The organism is Rhodoferax antarcticus ANT.BR (genome assembly GCF_001938565.1).
Taxonomy (GTDB): domain Bacteria; phylum Pseudomonadota; class Gammaproteobacteria; order Burkholderiales; family Burkholderiaceae_C; genus Rhodoferax; species Rhodoferax antarcticus.
On sequence record NZ_MSYM01000016.1, the window covers coordinates 41,627 to 56,794 of the forward strand.

The window sequence follows — 15,168 nt, forward strand, 5'->3', positions numbered from 1 at the left end:
ACAGACCAAGGCTACAGGAGCGCAGCGAGTGAGCTTGCTCTGTCCCCAACCGATTGTCAGATGTTGATAAAAATGCCTCTAGCCCTTATAGAATAAGCGCTAGTAGCTATAAAAATTAAAGTACTTCGCTGGCGAAATCGGCCAGTCTTGAGCGTTCACCGCGAGCCAGCGTGATGTGGCCTCCGTGCGCCCAGCCCTTGAATTTGTCCACCGCATAGGTTAGGCCCGAGGAGCCTTCGGTCAGGTAGGGCGTGTCGATCTGCGCGATATTGCCCATGCAAACGATCTTGGTGCCGGGGCCAGCGCGCGTGATCAACGTTTTCATCTGTTTGGGTGTCAGGTTTTGTGCCTCATCAATGACCACGTATTTGTTCAGGAAGGTGCGCCCGCGCATGAAGTTCATGCTCTTGACCTTGATGCGGCTGCGGATCAACTCATTGGTGGCGGCGCGCCCCCATTCGCCGGCTGCAGTATCGGTTTTGCCCAGTACTTCCAGGTTGTCGTCCATCGCGCCCATCCACGGGCCCATTTTTTCTTCTTCGGTGCCCGGCAGAAAGCCGATGTCTTCACCCACGCTGACAGTGGCACGGGTGACGATGATTTCGGTGTAGCGACGCTCATCGAGCACTTGCGTCAGGCCGGAAGCCAGCGCCATCAGTGTTTTACCGGTGCCTGCGGTGCCGGTCAGTGTGACAAAGTCCACCTCCGGGTCCATCAGCAGGTTCATGGCGAAATTTTGTTCGCGGTTGCGGGTGGTGATGCCCCACACCGCATTTTTCAAGTGGGTGAAGTCGCGCAGGGTTTTGAACACGGCCACTTTGCCACGGATTTCGGTCACTTTGGCGTAAAGGCTAGGCTCGCCCGGCGCTTCAAAATAAACAAACTGGTTGACAAAAAGTTGCGGCACCACCGGGCCGCTGATACGGTAAAACGTGTGCGCACCCTGCTGCCAACTCTCGACGGATTTACCGTGGGTGGTCCAGAAATCAGCGGGCAGGGCATAGCTGCCAGAGTACAGCAGGTCACCATCGTCCAGGGTTTTGTCATTCTGGTAGTCGTCAGTTAACAGGCCCAGAGCGCGCGCCTTGACGCGCATATTGATGTCTTTGGAAACCAGCACGACTTCACGCGGGGCATGTTGCTGGCGCAGCGCTTCCACAACGCCCAAGATCTGGTTGTCGGCCTTGCCCTGGGGCAGGCTCAGCGGCAGGTCGTAGTGCAGTAGTTGGGTTTGAAAGAACAGGCGTCCGCGCGCTTCGGTGTGCCCGGTCGCGTCGAGCGGCAGGCCAGAGGTGATATCACCCCCCTGGTGTTCAGCCAGCGCGTCCAGAGAGCGGCTGGTCTGACGCCCGTTGCGGGCCACCTCGGTCATGCCTTTTTTATGGGCGTCGAGTTCTTCCAACACGATCATTGGCAAAAAGATGTCGTGTTCTTCAAATCGGAACAAGCAGGTGGGATCATGCAGCAGCACATTGGTATCGAGCACAAACAGGCGCTTGGGGCCTGTCGAGCGCCGGGCCTTGACGCGCCCAGGTACCTTGGCTGCGCTGGTTGGACGCACCGCTGCCGCTTCGACCGGTGCTTCTAGGGAGGTGACTGGCTTGACTGACCTTGGTGCCGTTGAGCGAACAGGCGCAGTGGGTAAAGCGACCTGAGTTGTCACAACAGGTGCGATAGCAGGTGGGGTAGCGATCTGAGGTGTTGCCGGAGCGGGGGCCAGCGCGTTGCTGGCCGACTTTGACCGCGGGCGTGGCTTGGCAGGAGTTTCATACGCCTGCTGGGACAGCAGGGCGGCGCGTTTGTTGGGGGCAGTTGGCAAGGGCATGAAAACTCTCGAAGTGAGGTGGCGGTGTTTTTACAAACGAAACAGCCGCCATGTCACCAGGGCGGCTGTTTGGGACGTAACGGTCAAATGAGTCAACAACATGCAAATGATTATGCATGAGCCCTTTGGTCAGGCTTCAAGGTCATCTTTGGCAGGCGGGGGGTCGGATAGCGGGTTTGGATCAAGCCGTCACGGCTGATTTTTTGAGCAAATTGACGGCTTCCAGCACGTCATCGACGTGGCCAGGGACCTTCAGCCCGCGCCACTCATCCTTCAGGCAACCATCAGCGCCAATCAAAAAGGTGCTGCGTTCGATACCCTTGACCTTTTTGCCGTACATGATCTTGTTTTTGACCACGCCAAACATATGGCACATTTTTTCTTCGGTATCGGCGATCAGCTCAAATGGGAGTTCCAATTTTTGCTTGAAATCGTCGTGCGACTTCATGTTGTCGCGTGACACGCCAAACACGGTGGCGCCGGCTTCGACGAAATCGTTGTAACGGTCGCGAAACTGCATGGCTTCGGTGGTACAACCCGGTGTGTTGTCTTTTGGATAAAAATACAGAACGACAACGTGGCCAAGGTGAGAGGTGTTGGTGACCCGGATTCCGCCAGTGGCGTTGGATTCAAATTCGGGAATAGGTTTGTTGACAACAATCGCCATGGTTCTTCGGTCTCGTGTGACAGGATGCGTCGGCCATTCAAGTCGTGAGCGCTATCCTTTTTTTTTAGCAGCGCTGCGCCCTCGACTACCAGGGTTGGATTTTAACTCATAAGCAATGCCACCACCACACTGCGGCCTTCTGAAGCCAAGATGTTGTAGGTGCGACAAGCTGCCGGAGTGTCCATGGTCTCCATACCGATTTGCTGACCAATCAACGCCTGGGTCAATGCCGGGTTGACAAAGCGCAGCCGCTCCCCGCTGCCGAAGATGACCAACTCGGTTTTGAGTTGGGCGAGTTGATCGAAATGTGCGCGGGTCAGGTCTTCAAAGCGCTGGCATTGCCAGTCCAGACGCTCGCCGCGTGAGCCGATGATGACGCTGTGGGTGATTTTTTGATCAGCTACCTGCACCCAGCCGGGGCCGTAGCCCTTGATCGATTGGACGCTGATCGAATCGGGGTGTATTTTCATGGAGTGCCTAGAGGGTTTTGAGCGGCCAGTGGCGATGTGGAGCCAAAAGGCCGCAAGCCGCATGGTTCAGGGCTTGGGACTTGTGGTCAAATTATAGGTTTCGCTGGCGCACAGCCGCTCCCGGAGGGACTTTGAAAACCATTCGCAAATCAGCCAAACTGGCCAATGTGCTTTACGACATCCGTGGTCCGATCATGGATGCGGCGCGCCAGATGGAAGATGAAGGCCAGAAGATCATCAAGCTCAACTTAGGCAACCTGGCGGTGTTTGGCTTTGATGCGCCAGAGGAGATTCAGCAGGACATGATTCGCAACCTGCCTAACTCGGCCGGTTACTCGGATAGCAAAGGCATTTTTGCGGCGCGCAAGGCGGTCATGCATGAAACCCAGCGTCAGGGCATTGTGGGCGTGACGCTGGACGACATTTACCTGGGCAACGGCGCCAGCGAACTCATCACCATGGCCACCAACGCGCTGCTGGACAACGGCGACGAGTTGCTGCTGCCCATGCCTGACTACCCGTTGTGGACGGCAGCCACTAGCCTGTCGGGTGGCACGCCAGTGCATTACCTGTGTGATGAGGCCAACGGCTGGATGCCTGATCTGGCTGACATTCGCGCCAAGATCACGTCTGCTACCCGCGGCATCGTCGTCATCAACCCCAACAATCCGACCGGCGTGATGTACTCCGACGAACTGCTGCGCGGGGTGATAACCATCGCGCGCGAGTTTGGCCTGGTAATTCTGGCCGACGAGGTGTATGACAAGGTGCTGTATGACGGTGTCAAGCACACCGCGCTGGCTTCTCTGTCCACCGACGTGTTGACGCTGACCTTCAACTCGCTGTCCAAGAGTTACCGTTCCTGCGGCTACCGCGCGGGTTGGCTGGTGGTGTCAGGCGACAAGCGGCCCGCCACCGATTACATCGAGGGCCTGAACATGCTCTCGAACATGAAGCTGTGCTCCAACGTGCCTGGCCAGTGGGCGATCCAGACCGCGCTCGGCGGCTACCAGAGCATCAACGACCTGGTGTGTGAAGGCGGGCGTCTGCGCCGCCAGCGTGATCTGGCGTACGAGCTGATCACCGCCATTCCGGGGGTGAGCTGTGTCAAGCCGCAGGCCGCGCTGTACATGTTTCCCAAACTCGACCCGACGCTGTACCCGATCTTGGATGACCGCCAGTTTTTTCTGGAACTGCTGCGCGAAACCCGGGTGATGCTGGTGCAGGGCACCGGCTTCAACTGGCCGCAGCCCGACCACTTCCGCATTGTGTTTTTGCCGCATGAGGATGATTTGCGTGAAGCCATTGGCCGCATCGCCAAGTTTCTGGAAGGCTACCGCAAGCGGCACAGCAACTGATTCACTCTGTTTTTGAGAGCTACTTGCGCTTATTTCATAAGGGCTAGAGGCCAATTTAACCTATAACTTTGACGATCTGTATGAAACCTATTCAAGTTGGCCTGCTGGGCATCGGTGTGGTGGGCTCGGGCACTTTCAATGTACTGCAGCGCAACCAGGAAGAAATCAAGCGTCGTGCCGGTCGCGGCATTGACATCACCATGGTGGCTGACCTCAATGTGGCGCGCGCCCAGGCGCTCGTTGGCCCTGGCGTGACCGTGGTCAGCGATGCCCGCGCGGTGATTGCCAACCCCGATATTGACATCGTCATCGAGCTGATCGGCGGCTACGGCATTGCCAAAACCCTGGTGCTTGAAGCTATTGCTGCTGGTAAACATGTGGTGACGGCCAACAAAGCGCTGCTGGCGGTGCACGGCACCGAGATTTTTGCAGCCGCGTCTGCCAAGGGCGTGATGGTGGCGTTTGAAGCGGCGGTGGCTGGTGGCATTCCGATCATCAAGGCGCTGCGCGAAGGACTCACCGCCAACCGCATTCAGTGGATTGCCGGCATCATCAATGGCACCACCAATTTCATTCTGTCCGAGATGCGCGACAAGGGTCTGGACTTTGCCGTGGTGCTGAAAGAAGCGCAACGCCTGGGCTACGCCGAAGCGGACCCAACCTTTGACATTGAAGGCGTGGACGCCGCGCACAAGGTCACGCTGATGAGCGCGATTGCCTTTGGCGTGCCGGTGCAGTTTGACAAGGCTTACATCGAAGGCATCACCAAGCTGGGCGCCGCCGACATCAAATACGCCGAGCAACTGGGCTACCGCATCAAGCTGCTAGGGATAACGAAGCGTCGCCAGGGCGACGCGACCAAACGCCAAACCGACGGTATCGAACTGCGCGTGCACCCTTGCCTGATTCCCGCCAAACGCCTGATTGCCAATGTGGAAGGTGCCATGAACGCCGTGGTGGTTCAAGGCGATGCCGTCGGCACCACGCTGTATTACGGCAAGGGCGCGGGCTCTGAGCCCACCGCCAGCGCGGTAATTGCCGACTTGGTCGACATCACCCGGCTGCACACCGCAGATGCTGCCCACCGCGTGCCACATCTGGCGTTCCAGCCCAATGCCATGAGTAAACTTCCAATGCTGCCGATGAGCGAAGTCGTCACCAGCTATTACTTGCGTCTGCGCGTGGCCGACGAGACCGGCGTGCTGGCCAAGGTCACCGGCATTCTGGCTGAGGCGGGCATCAGCATCGACGCGATGCTGCAGCGCGAAGCCGATGAAGTGGGCGGCGAGGGCAGCACCCAGACCGACCTGATTATCCTCACGCACGACTGCATGGAGGCCCGCATGAACGCCGCCATCGCGCTGATGCAGGCGCTACCCAGCGTGCTGGAGCCGATTACCCGGATTCGCAAGGAAGAGTTGGCTTGAGCCAGGCCCTTTTCGGGGCTGGCTTGTATTTCTATGGTCAGGTAACACAATAAAAGTATTACTTTTATCGGGAGATATCCATGGGGCATGCTGTCACTGTCAAGGGTCAAGTCACCATCCCGAAAGCCATGCGTGAGCACATGGGCGTGGTGAAAGGGCAAGAAATTGAATTTGTCGCGCAGCCCAATGGGCAGGAGCTGATGTTTGCGGTCAAGCCGGCGGTGCCTCAAGAAAATCCGTTTTTGAAATGGATTGGCACTGGCGTGTCAGGCATGAGGACTGAAGAAATTTTGAACGAGACCCGCGGCGAGGGCTGGAACCCATGATTTTGGTGGATTCCAGTGTGCTGATTGACTTGATTGAGCGCACGCCTGAGTGGTTTGGAATCACGTATTTGCATATCCCGGCGGCCGCTGCCCATGCGGCCAGTGCCGCGCACCGTGTACCTACCGTGCGGCGGGCGGGTCGCGGGCTGCGACATTGCCGGATTTTTTCATTGGCGCGCATGCCCAAGTCGCAGGTCACACCTTGATGACCCGCGATGCCAAGCGCATGCTGACCTACTTTCCTCACGTACCAGTGTTATCACCACGATGAACTACATCTCCACCCGCGGCGACCACAGCCCCAAGAAATTCTGTGACATCCTCCTCGAAGGCCTGGCGCCCGATGGTGGCCTGTACCTGCCGGAGCATTACCCGCAGGTTGATGCCGCCACGCTCGCCCGTTGGCGCGACGTTTACCACCAGCAGGGCTACGCCGAACTGGCCTTCGAGATTTTGTCGCTGTACATCGACGACATTGCGCCCGATCACCTGCGCACCCTGTGCGCCAAGACCTACACCGCCGAGGTGTTTGGTACCGGCGAAATTGTGCCGCTGCGCCACCTGGAAGATGGCCTGTGGATTGAGGCCTTGTCCAATGGCCCGACGCTGGCCTTCAAAGACATGGCGATGCAACTGCTGGGCAACTTGTTCGAGTATGAGCTCGCACGCCGTGGCGAAGAGCTCAACATTCTGGGTGCCACCAGTGGTGACACCGGCAGCGCCGCCGAATACGCCATGCGTGGCAAACAGGGCGTGCGCGTCTTCATGACCAGCCCGGCCGGGCGCATGAGCCCGTTCCAGCAGGCGCAAATGTTCAGCCTGATGGACGACAACATCTTCAACATTGCCGTTGATGGCGTGTTTGACGACTGCCAGGACATGGTCAAGGCTGTCAGCAACGACCTGGCGTTCAAACGCCGCTACAAGATTGGCACCGTCAATTCGATCAACTGGGCGCGGCTGCTGGCGCAGGTCGTTTACTACTTTGCCGGTTACTTTCAAGCCACAGAACTTGACGCCCCCACGCTCCTTGCTGCGCGTGGTTCGCTGCCCCCCGAGCGGGAAAAAACCGACCCAGGTCGGCCTGACAGCGGTTTATCCAATACTCAAAAGGTCAGCTTCGCCGTGCCCAGCGGCAACTTTGGCAACATCTGCGCCGGCCATGTGGCGCGCATGATGGGCTTACCCGTTGCCAAGCTGGTGGCCGCCACCAACGAAAACGATGTGCTCGACGAGTTTTTCAAAACCGGGGTGTACCGGGTGCGCGCCAGTGCCGACACGCACGAAACCTCCAGCCCGTCGATGGACATCTCAAAAGCCAGTAACTTCGAGCGCTTCATTTTTGACCTTCTGGGCCGCGATGGCGCACGGGTCAAGGCGCTGTTTGGCGACGCGCTGGCGCGTGATGGCCAGTTTGACCTGAGCCAGCACCCGGCCTTTAACGATTGCCGCATGCGCTATGGCTTTGTGAGCGGCACCAGCACCCACGCGAACCGCCTGGCCACCATCAAAGACACGTTCGAGCGCCACGCGATGATGATCGACCCGCACACCGCCGACGGCGTCAAGGTAGCCCGTGAGCACCTGCAAGCCGGTGTGCCGATGATCGTGCTTGAAACCGCGCTACCTATCAAGTTTGCGCAAACCATTGTCGAGGCCACTGGCATTGAACCTGACCGGCCGCCCAAGTTTGAAGGCATTGAGGCGCTGCCAAAGCGCGTCACGAAGATGACGGCTGACGTTGCAGCCATCAAAGAATTTATTACCAAGAATTGTGCATGAAATCATGCTCTAGCCCTTTATTTATATGCGGTAGTAGCTATTTAATCAAGAGCTATTGAGCATGCAAGTCATAGGAATTGCTGGCTATTCAGGTGCAGGGAAAACCACGTTGGTTGAGCGTCTGATCCCTTTGCTGCGCGCGATTGGACTGCGCGTGTCGGTGGTCAAGCACGCGCGCGATGGTTTTGATATGGACACGCCGGGCAAGGACACTTTTCGCCACCGCGAGGCGGGTGCGTTTGAGGTGGTGGTGGCGTCGCAACAGCGTCTAGCGTTGCTGCGCGAGTTTGAGCAGCCCTGCGAACTCACTGTGCACCAACTCATTGCCGAGCTCTATGACGGTGTCGACTGGGTGCTGGTGGAAGGTTTTCGCGACGCCGATTTGCCCAAAATTGAGATCTGGCGCGCAGCAAGCGGCAAAGGCGTTATGTACCCGGACGATCATTTTGTGGCTGCCATTGCCACCGATTCCCCGTCTAGCCTGCCGACGCTGACCGGTCTGCAGGTACTGGATCTGAACAACCCCCAGGCGGTGGCTGACTGGCTGCTGTCGCAAACCATACGCCTTGAATACAAGCCGGAGCTTTATCTGTGAACGCTATTCCTGGAGTACAAACCGGCCCTGTATCTGTTGACGCCATTCAGCCTGCGGCTGCTGCCCATCCCAAACCCGCCCCTGCCCACTCACCCCTGAAGCCATTGGACGACGCGCTGGCCGAGTTGCTGGCGCATGTTGTCAGCTTGCCAGACCATGAGCAGGTCTGCGTCTTGGATGCCGATGGCAGGGTGCTGGCGCAGGATGTGGTCTCAGCCCTGCAGGTGCCGCCGCAAGACAACAGCGCCGTGGACGGCTACGCTGTGCGCTGTGCCGACCTGGTCGCTGGCGTGGCTTTGCCGGTGTCGCAGCGCCTTGCGGCAGGCAGTAGCGGGCAGTCGCTGAAAGCCATGACGTTGGCACGCATCTTTACCGGCGCGTCCATTGCGCCAGATGCTGACGCGGTAGTGATGCAGGAAAACTGCACCGTGCAGGACGATGGTGCGGTGCGGGTCGACGCTCCAGTCCAACTGGGTCAAAACATCCGATTGAGCGGCGAAGATGTGACAAAAGGTGCGGTAATCCTTTCAAAAGGAGAGCGGCTAACGCCTGCCTCACTTGGGCTAGCGGCCAGTATTGGCATGCATGTCTTGAGCGTGGTGCGGCGCCCTCGGGTAGCCTTGTTCTCCACCGGTGACGAACTGGTGATGCCCGGCGACGTGGCCCCGCAGGACATGCCGCCCGGTGCCATCTACAACTCGAACCGGTTTTTTCTGCAAACCCTGCTCAAGCGGCTGGGTTGTGAGGTGACGGATCTGGGTATCGTGCCTGACAACTGCGCCGCCACCATCGCAGCCCTGCGAGCCGCTTCTCAAAACCACGACCTGATTTTGACCAGCGGCGGTGTGTCAGTGGGCGAAGAAGACCACATCAAATCCGCCGTGCAGGCGTTGGGTCATCTGGATTTGTGGCAGGTCGCCATGAAGCCGGGCAAGCCGTTTGCCTATGGTTGGGTGGGGCAGGGCAGCGCGCTAGCCGGGGGTGATACCTCAGAAGCTGGTGCGCACTTCATCGGCCTGCCGGGCAACCCGGTGTCGAGCTTTGTAACTTTTTTGCTGCTGGTACGGCCGTTTCTGCTGAAGTTGCAGGGTGGTCACACATTTGCTCATCAATCCATAGCTGCTCAGGCAAACTTTACAAGGACTAGAGCAGATAAACGTCGTGAATTCTTGCGTGTTCGCCGCAATGCCACAGGCGCTTTGGAGCTGTTTCCCAACCAGGGTTCTGGCGTGCTGACCTCGGTGGTTTGGGGCGATGGTCTGGTGGATAACCCGGCAGGGCAGACCATCAAGTCGGGTGACGTGGTGCGTTTCATCCCGTTTGCCGAGGTGTTGTCATGAAGGTCACGGTGAAATACTTTGCGTCGATTCGTGAGGCGATTGGTGTGCCCTGCGAGGCTCTGGAAACCCAGGCCACGACGCTTTCGGTGTTGCGTGATGAGTTGATTGCGTTGAGCGCTGACCACGCCGATGGTCTGGCGCGCGGCAAGTTGGTGCGTTTGGCGCTTAATCAGGTGATGGTTAACGAGTCTGTTGCCTTGACTGACGGTGCTGAGGTGGCTTTTTTCCCGCCTGTGACCGGGGGGTGATGTCGTATGACCTTTCTGGCTGCAGATCGATGGCTGACTGATGATGAGATGTGCGAGGCTGTGAGGTTTGAGTCTGTGAAGTCTGAGGCTTTTGGGTTTGAAGCTTTAAGGTGGTTGGTGGCCAGCGTTCAAAACCAAGACCCCGTGGCCGCCACACACCAGCGCACATCCCACCAGCCCGCACTCCAACATTGCGCCCTACACGTGTCCGCAGCCCATAAGTTCCCGCCCACAGTGCAGCAACGCACGGGTCCATACCCCACAAGGCCGCACATCCAGGTTGTGCAGGCGAACCATGGAATGTGACCGCCCAGTCACGGTGACTAGCACAATGCCACGCGTCAGCATTCAAACCCACGATTTCGATCTCGCCACCGAAATCGCAACCCTGCGTGCGCAGGATGGACGAGTCGGTGCGGTGTGCAGTTTTGTCGGCACCGTCCGGGACCGCGCTCTGGCTGAGTCTGGCCTGGCCGACGCGGGCAGCATTCGCAGTATGGAGCTGGAGCACTACCCCGGTATGACCGAAAAAGCCATCGAGGCCATGATTGACGCCGCTCACCAGCGCTTTGACATTTTGGGCGCACGCGTCATTCACCGTGTCGGCCTGTTGCAGCCGCTGGACCAGATCGTCATGGTGGCGGTGACCTCGGCGCACCGGGGCGCGAGTTTCCAAGCCTGCGAGTTCTTGATGGACTACCTCAAAACCCAAGCGCCTTTTTGGAAAAAAGAGCAAACTTCTGAGGGCGCACGCTGGGTGGATGCCCGTGTGAGTGACGACACCGCGCTAGCCAAGTGGGGCATCACCGCCCGCAACGGCTAATGCAGTACGGGGGCGCAAGCACCGCCTTGAAAGCCCGCTCGCTGGCACAAACTAAAAGGTAACTTGGAGGTTTTCTCATGCGTATCGAAAAATTCACAACCAAATTTCAGGAAGCCTTGGCCGACGCACAGTCGCTCGCGCTGGCCAATGAGCACGCCTACATCGAGCCCGCCCACCTGCTGGTGGCCATGATCAAGCAGACTGATGGCCCCAAAGCGCTATTGCAGCGCGCTGGGGTGAATGTGCCGGGCTTGCTTGCGGCGGCGGAGGCAGCGGTTAAGCGGCTGCCGCAGGTCACCGGGCAAGATCAGGTGCAGGGTGGCCCAGAACTAGGCAAGATTTTGCAGGCCACCGAAAAAGAGGCCATCAAACGCAACGACCAGTTTGTCGCCAGCGAACTCTTTTTGTTGGCGCTGACCGACGCCAAAGGTAGCCTGGGCGACGAGGCGCGCGCTAACGGCCTGACCCGCAAGAGCTTGGAGGCCGCCATTGAAGCGGTGCGTGGCGGGCAAAACGTCGACAGTGCCGATGCCGAAGACCAGCGTGAATCGCTGAAAAAATACTGCATTGACCTGACCGAGCGCGCTCGCATGGGCAAGCTTGACCCGGTGATTGGCCGTGACGATGAAATCCGCCGCGCCATCCAGGTGCTGCAGCGGCGCACCAAGAACAACCCGGTGCTGATTGGCGAGCCAGGCGTGGGCAAAACCGCCATCGTCGAGGGGCTGGCGCAGCGCATCGTGGCCGGTGAAGTGCCCGAGTCGCTCAAGGGCAAGCGGGTCCTGAGTCTGGACATGGCTGCTCTGGTGGCGGGTGCCAAGTTTCGCGGCGAGTTTGAAGAGCGGCTGAAAAGCGTGCTCAAAGACTTGGCCAAAGACGAAGGCCAAACCATTGTTTTCATTGATGAATTGCACACCGTGGTGGGCGCTGGCAAAGGCGAGGGCGCCATGGACGCGGGCAACATGCTCAAGCCCGCCTTGGCGCGTGGCGAGTTGCACTGTGTCGGCGCCACTACGCTGGATGAATACCGCAAGTACATTGAAAAAGACGCGGCGCTGGACCGGCGTTTTCAAAGAATTCTGGTGGGTGAACCCACGGTGGAGGCCACGATTGCCATCCTGCGCGGCCTCAAAGAGCGCTACGAGGTGCACCACGGTGTGCAGATTACCGACCCCGCCATCGTCGCCGCTGCCGAGTTGAGTCAGCGCTACATCACCGACCGATTTTTGCCTGACAAGGCGATTGACCTGATTGACGAGGCCGCCTCCAAAGTCAAGATTGAACTCGATTCCAAGCCCGAGGTGATGGACAGAAAAGACCGCCGCCTGATTCAACTGCAAATTGAGCGCGAAGCGGTGAAGCGTGAAAAAGACGAAGCTTCGCAAAAGCGTCTGGAGCTGATCAACCAGGAGATCACCGCGCTGCAAAAAGAAATTGCCGACCTTGATGAGCTCTGGAAAGCTGAAAAAGCCCAGGCCCAGGGCTCAAAAACCATCATGGAAGAGGTGGAAAAAGTTCGCCTGCAGATCAAGACTCTGACGGACAAGGGTGACTACAACAAGGCCGGTGAGTTGCAGTACGGCAAGTTGCCGGATCTGGAGAAAAAGCTCAAGGCCGCCCAAGACAAAGAAGCCGGCAAGGCCCAGTCGGCCAAGGAGGGCGGTGGCACCCAACTGCTGCGCACCATGGTCGGGGCCGAGGAAATTGCTGAGGTAGTCAGCCGCGCCACTGGCATTCCGGTGTCCAAAATGATGCAGGGCGAGCGCGACAAGTTGCTGCAGATGGAGACCAAGCTGCACCAGCGTGTGGTCGGGCAAGACGAAGCCATTGCTGCGGTGGCGAATGCCATCCGTCGCTCACGCTCAGGCCTGAGTGACCCAAACCGACCTACTGGCTCGTTTGTGTTCCTGGGCCCAACGGGCGTGGGAAAAACCGAGCTGTGCAAGGCGCTGGCAGGCTTTTTGTTTGATTCCGAAGACCATCTGATTCGAGTCGACATGAGCGAGTTCATGGAAAAGCACAGCGTGGCACGCTTGATTGGTGCGCCTCCTGGCTATGTGGGCTATGAAGAAGGCGGCCACCTTACCGAGGCGGTGCGGCGCAGCCCCTACAGTGTGTTGTTGCTCGACGAAGTGGAAAAAGCCCACCCGGACGTGTTCAACGTGCTGTTGCAGGTGTTGGATGATGGTCGGCTGACGGATGGCCAAGGTCGCACTGTGGACTTCAAAAACACGGTGATCGTGATGACTAGCAACATCGGCTCGCAAATGATTCAGGCCATGGTTGGGCAGGATTACGAGGACGTGAAGGACGCAGTCACCGCCGAGCTTAAAAATTACTTCCGCCCCGAGTTTTTGAACCGCATTGACGAGACGGTGGTGTTCCACAGCCTGGATGCCAGCCACATTGCTGACATTGCCAAGATCCAACTGGGGGTGCTGAAAGCGCGTTTGGCGCACATGGAACTCGGCCTTGAAATCAGCGATGCGGCGGTGGCCGAACTCGCCAAGGTGGGCTTCGACCCGATCTTTGGCGCCCGACCGCTCAAACGCGCCATTCAGCAACGCATCGAAAACCCGCTGTCCAAGCTGTTACTTGAAGGCAAGTTCTTGCCCAAGGACACCATTCACGTTGGTGTGGACACGATTCGCGCACCGGGGCAATTCAGCTTTGCGAAGGGTGCCGACGCTTGATGTCTGCGTCGGCAGATTAAGCTCGACCTACGATAACAAAATGGCCTCTAGCCCTTATTAAATAAGGGTTAGTAGCTATTTTTTTTGCTTATTTGGGGTTGCGCCACGGTGATGCTACTCACCCGTGTCCAGCGCTCGCCAACGCGCAGGCGGTTGCAGTCCTCTTCGCACCAGGCAATCAGCACGCCGGGCCTCAAACCTTACAGTGAGCTGGTTTGCCGCGCTTGGCGCTTGCCCTTGGCTATCACCACCGTCAGCAGGTGGTCGTTGATGATGCTGATGTTGCCCCGGTATTTCTTCTTTAGCATGTCGGTGTCGGCATGGTTGGCGATGTCGTTGAGGCCACGGGTGCGCCAATATTCGCAGGCACTGCACACCGCGTATTCGGGTTACTCCAGCAGTTCCGGGTTGTTCACGAACAGGTCATGGCGGCCCTTTTTGGGGCCCAGCTGCATATAGTTGGCGCGCCCGGTGGTCTGAAAGATGCCCCGACCTTTAAAGCGTACGCCATCACCGGGCTGGGTGTTGCCCAGATTGACGCGGCCCTCATAGCCGCGACCCGAGGCGTATTCACGCAGCGTCGCAAAGTGATCCGTCTCGTGGCAGGCCTGCGCCAGGAAGTGAGCAAACTCCTGCGGCGTGTCGATCTCGTACTGCGGACACAACTGGTTGATCTAGTTGGCCAAGTCCGTCATCAGGGGTCTGGTGCGTCCGGCAATGCTGGCTAGGTGACGGGCGGTGAGGGTGAATGACATGCGAACTCCTTTGTGCCTTGTGGCGACGGTGGGCTACACGGGGTCTGGGCATGGCGGGCGACCTGCGCTTCGGTGTTGCGCCACGTCCTGTTGGTTGGGATTGTCCCTAGAATGAAGGTTCGTCTACCCATTGCCTGGCACCCCAGGTTTAAGCGCCATGAGCATGGAAGAAATTAGCTTCACCGATTTGATGGCCTCGTCCATCCACGACATGAAAAACTCGGTGAACGTTCAGGTAAATGCACTTGAAAACATCGCGAGCAGCGCCAAGGCGCGGGGCGACCTGGAAGCCTTCAACAGTCTGGTGCTGGTGATTGCCCAAGCGCACCGCGTCAACGCCAACCTGATCCAGTTGCTCAGCCTTTACAAGTTTGGCAAATCCACTTACCCGCTGGACATTCGCGAACAATCTGTGGCTGAGCTGATTGCCGAAGCGCTACTGCAGCAGCGCGCGGTGCTGGACTTCAAGGGCATCGACGTTACCGTAGACTGTGCCCCCGGCTGCTATTGGTACTTTGACCATGACCTGATGACCGGCGTGCTGCTCAATGCGCTCAACAACGCCTGCCACTACACCCAGGACAAGATCCACATTGCCGCGCAGGTGCAAGACAACACGCTGGTGCTGCGGGTGGAGGACAACGGTCCCGGCTACCCGGCGCACATGCTGCAGGGCGACGCCGTTCAGGCGAGCAAAGGCGTCAACTTTGCCAGTGGCAGCACCGGATTGGGGTTTTATTTTTCGGCCCAAGTTGCGCAGCTTCATCAGAACAACGGGCGCGTTGGCACGCTCGCTGTTGCCAACGGCGGCGCCTATGGTGGTGGCTGTTTTGTGGTCAGCCTGCCTTGAAGCGGGGCA

General features: G+C 58.4%; 16 protein-coding genes. 11 read left to right on the forward strand and 5 right to left on the reverse strand.

Annotated elements, in window-relative coordinates:
- Nucleotides 1–115: 115 nt before the first annotated feature.
- From BLL52_RS14340 to BLL52_RS14350, 3 genes are all read right to left on the reverse strand, one after another.
- On the reverse strand, nt 116–1,825 hold the full coding sequence (locus BLL52_RS14340; protein WP_075587364.1) for a PhoH family protein: 1,710 nt from the start codon (nt 1,823–1,825) through the stop codon (nt 116–118).
- A gap of 181 nt (nt 1,826–2,006) precedes the next feature.
- Nucleotides 2,007–2,492, reverse strand: a complete 486-nt coding sequence (locus BLL52_RS14345; RefSeq protein ID WP_075587365.1) for a peroxiredoxin — start codon at nt 2,490–2,492, stop codon at nt 2,007–2,009.
- Between the two features lie 101 nt (nt 2,493–2,593).
- Nucleotides 2,594–2,962, reverse strand: coding sequence for an Mth938-like domain-containing protein (locus BLL52_RS14350; protein WP_075587366.1), 369 nt, complete (start codon nt 2,960–2,962; stop codon nt 2,594–2,596).
- A gap of 131 nt (nt 2,963–3,093) precedes the next feature.
- Here BLL52_RS14350 and BLL52_RS14355 point away from each other — a divergent pair, with 131 nt between their 5' ends.
- From BLL52_RS14355 to clpB, 10 genes are all read left to right on the forward strand, one after another.
- Nucleotides 3,094–4,320 (forward strand): pyridoxal phosphate-dependent aminotransferase, encoded by a 1,227-nt coding sequence (locus BLL52_RS14355; protein WP_075587367.1) that lies wholly within the window; start codon nt 3,094–3,096, stop codon nt 4,318–4,320.
- An 80-nt stretch (nt 4,321–4,400) separates the two neighbouring features.
- On the forward strand, nt 4,401–5,747 hold the full coding sequence (locus BLL52_RS14360) for a homoserine dehydrogenase (RefSeq protein ID WP_075587368.1): 1,347 nt from the start codon (nt 4,401–4,403) through the stop codon (nt 5,745–5,747).
- A gap of 80 nt (nt 5,748–5,827) precedes the next feature.
- Nucleotides 5,828–6,073, forward strand: coding sequence for an AbrB/MazE/SpoVT family DNA-binding domain-containing protein (locus BLL52_RS14365; protein ID WP_075587369.1), 246 nt, complete (start codon nt 5,828–5,830; stop codon nt 6,071–6,073).
- Nucleotides 6,070–6,279 carry a hypothetical protein gene (locus BLL52_RS14370; RefSeq protein WP_075587370.1) on the forward strand — a complete coding sequence of 70 codons (210 nt, stop codon included), beginning with the start codon at nt 6,070–6,072 and terminating at the stop codon, nt 6,277–6,279. Before BLL52_RS14365 ends, BLL52_RS14370 begins: the two co-directional genes overlap by 4 nt.
- Before the next feature lie 61 nt (nt 6,280–6,340).
- Nucleotides 6,341–7,855, forward strand: a complete 1,515-nt coding sequence (locus tag BLL52_RS14375) for a threonine synthase (protein WP_075587371.1) — start codon at nt 6,341–6,343, stop codon at nt 7,853–7,855.
- A gap of 61 nt (nt 7,856–7,916) precedes the next feature.
- Nucleotides 7,917–8,450: a molybdopterin-guanine dinucleotide biosynthesis protein B gene (mobB, locus tag BLL52_RS14380; RefSeq protein ID WP_075587372.1), complete on the forward strand. Its 534-nt coding sequence runs from the start codon at nt 7,917–7,919 to the stop codon at nt 8,448–8,450.
- Nucleotides 8,451–8,545: 95 nt separating this feature from the next.
- A complete protein-coding gene (locus BLL52_RS14385) occupies nt 8,546–9,790 on the forward strand; it encodes a molybdopterin molybdotransferase MoeA (RefSeq protein WP_083633993.1) in 1,245 nt (414 codons plus the stop codon).
- Nucleotides 9,787–10,038 (forward strand): MoaD/ThiS family protein, encoded by a 252-nt coding sequence (locus tag BLL52_RS14390; RefSeq protein WP_075587373.1) that lies wholly within the window; start codon nt 9,787–9,789, stop codon nt 10,036–10,038. The genes BLL52_RS14385 and BLL52_RS14390 overlap by 4 nt, the downstream gene beginning before the upstream one ends.
- Nucleotides 10,039–10,369: 331 nt before the next feature.
- Nucleotides 10,370–10,861, forward strand: coding sequence for a molybdenum cofactor biosynthesis protein MoaE (locus BLL52_RS14400; RefSeq protein ID WP_075587375.1), 492 nt, complete (start codon nt 10,370–10,372; stop codon nt 10,859–10,861).
- A gap of 77 nt (nt 10,862–10,938) precedes the next feature.
- On the forward strand, nt 10,939–13,554 hold the full coding sequence (gene clpB / locus BLL52_RS14405) for an ATP-dependent chaperone ClpB (RefSeq protein WP_075587376.1): 2,616 nt from the start codon (nt 10,939–10,941) through the stop codon (nt 13,552–13,554).
- Between the two features lie 200 nt (nt 13,555–13,754).
- On the opposite strand, the gene BLL52_RS20805 is transcribed toward clpB, so the two are convergent.
- The gene (locus BLL52_RS20805) at nt 13,755–13,931 is read right to left on the reverse strand and encodes a hypothetical protein (RefSeq protein ID WP_156876231.1); all 177 of its coding nucleotides are present in this window, start codon (nt 13,929–13,931) and stop codon (nt 13,755–13,757) included.
- Between the two features lie 12 nt (nt 13,932–13,943).
- A complete protein-coding gene (locus BLL52_RS14410; RefSeq protein ID WP_075587377.1) occupies nt 13,944–14,219 on the reverse strand; it encodes a hypothetical protein in 276 nt (91 codons plus the stop codon).
- A gap of 253 nt (nt 14,220–14,472) precedes the next feature.
- Between BLL52_RS14410 and BLL52_RS14415 the strand changes: the two genes are divergently transcribed.
- Nucleotides 14,473–15,159, forward strand: a complete 687-nt coding sequence (locus BLL52_RS14415; RefSeq protein WP_075587468.1) for a sensor histidine kinase — start codon at nt 14,473–14,475, stop codon at nt 15,157–15,159.
- Nucleotides 15,160–15,168: the final 9 nt, after the last annotated feature.